Annotated in this window: 3 protein-coding genes; 2 read left to right on the top strand and 1 reads right to left on the bottom strand. The window is 45.2% G+C overall.

The genetic code is table 11. The features are described 5' to 3' along the window. Nucleotides 1–896, top strand: an 896-nt coding sequence (locus tag EAE91_RS24455) for an RHS repeat domain-containing protein (protein WP_244869013.1), incomplete at its 5' end; no start/stop codon positions are given. Then, nucleotides 893–1,369, top strand: a complete 477-nt coding sequence (locus tag EAE91_RS23335; RefSeq protein ID WP_214090520.1) for a hypothetical protein — start codon at nucleotides 893–895, stop codon at nucleotides 1,367–1,369. The genes EAE91_RS24455 and EAE91_RS23335, both read left to right, overlap by 4 nt. Nucleotides 1,370–1,435: 66 nt before the next feature. Here EAE91_RS23335 and EAE91_RS25155 read toward each other — a convergent pair whose 3' ends face one another. Then, the gene (locus EAE91_RS25155) at nucleotides 1,436–1,603 is read right to left on the bottom strand and encodes a DUF7706 family protein (protein ID WP_418889072.1); all 168 of its coding nucleotides are present in this window, start codon (nucleotides 1,601–1,603) and stop codon (nucleotides 1,436–1,438) included. Nucleotides 1,604–1,745 lie beyond the last annotated feature (142 nt).

The raw sequence follows: 1,745 nt of genomic DNA, 5'->3' as shown, positions 1-1,745 counted from the left end.
GCGAGTATCAGCACGGCCGGCTGAAAATGATCCGCCATCTGGTGTTTGACGGCTGGGAGCTGATAGCGCAGCAGACGCAGGCGTTTACGCTGAATCTGGACAACCGGGTGGAACTGATGGCCGGGGAAGTGCAGACCCAGTATGCGGTCAGCGCCCCGACCGGCGAGCCGTTGGCGCTGTTCGACCCGACAGGTAAACGGGTGTGGCGGCGACCGAAGCAGTCCCTGTATGGCCTGCGGCTGGGCAGACACAGCGAGAACCCGCAACTGGACCCGGGCCTCCGATTTGCCGGGCAACTTTTTGATGAAGAAAGTGGTTTATTTTATAATCGGTTCCGCTATTATTTGCCGGAAGCGACGTGCTACCTCAGCCCTGATCCTTCGGGGTTAGCAGGAGGAGTAAATCCTTACAGTTACGTGCATAATCCGACGGGTTGGATCGACCCTCTGGGGCTATCGTCAAAGAAATGTGAGTTACCATCTGGTGATCCTGCCTTAGGTCCTCATGGCAGCTTGAAAAAAGATCCTCGACCAGGGCAATCTCATCACTTAAACCAAGATGCCGCTTATAGGGGGGTAATTCCAACCAATAGTGGTGCTGCAATTAAGTTAAAAGGTAATGCTTTTACGCAACCCGGCACTCCTCATTATGAGGCTCATAAATCTCTAGAGCAGTTCTGGAATAAGTATAGAAGAGGTGGAGAGTTTGCTGGGCAACGACCAACTAACATTCAATATACTCAAGCTGTCAAACATTCTTTAGAATCGGCAGGATTATCTGCTAGCCAAGTAAATCAAGCTATCAGGTATAGTATACAAAATAGGATTCAGCATGGTGCTCTTGGTGGTATGAACGTGCCTAGAATACCAGGGAGAATAAATCAGGTGAAACCATGAAAATATCTAGTCATTCAATAAACAGGCTTTTGTCTATAGATTGGTTTTCTAATGTAGGAAATCAATTAAATATACCCAGCATTAAGATGGTAAAAAGTTCGGGTGATGCAAATCAATATATTTCTGCTCCAGAATGGGAAGGTGTAACACTAGAAGCAGCCAATGATATATCTGGCTTTTTAGCAATAAATCATTCAATTGTATTCCAAAATTGGAACAATATAGCTAAAGATGCCAAAATTTTCCTTGAGAAAGAATTAATTAAAAAGATTCCCGATATAGATGGATTTGATACTTTAATTTTATCTCAATGCGTTAGTTGGGATATCGTCCATTACTTAATAGAAGACACATATAAGGATAAATTGAAAAAACCTCTATTCTTTGAAAAGTTAATTGAAGTATATGAAAGTGGTCACCTCCCTTGTGGCTGGGATGGGGAATGGCCTAATGGAAATCTAATAGTTTACTAATACTATTAGAAATAGAAATTGGTAAAGCCGGAAAGATCTTTCAAGATCTTCCGGCCTTCTTATGATCTACCGTGGCGCATACCCACGGTAAGCCAGAGCGGATTGGAGCTTAGAGATCGCATCCTTAATCTGATACGCCTCCTCGTCATTCACGGCACAGGCGCGTATCTCCGCCCAGTTCAGCCGCTTAACCAGTTGGGCCAAGGCCAGTGCTTCAATGTGAGTTAACTGAATATCCTGTAAATGTTCGTAAACGTCCGGTCATCTCACCTTGTTCTTCCTCTCCGGCCCATGCACGCTACTGCTTCCTTATCTTCACCTGGAGACTGACACCATGAGCCGTAGTCGATATACCCCGGAACAAAAACAGCAACAT

The organism is Photorhabdus noenieputensis (assembly GCF_018448935.1).
Taxonomy (GTDB): domain Bacteria; phylum Pseudomonadota; class Gammaproteobacteria; order Enterobacterales; family Enterobacteriaceae; genus Photorhabdus; species Photorhabdus noenieputensis.
Note: the sequence above shows the minus strand (reverse complement) of the source record. Positions and strands in the feature narration are given on the sequence as shown.

Bases quoted from the DNA above. Each gene is read 5' to 3' on its own strand.
- EAE91_RS23335 (WP_214090520.1), top strand. From the start codon at position 893: ATGAAAATATCTAGTCATTCAATAAACAGGCTTTTGTCTATAGATTGG.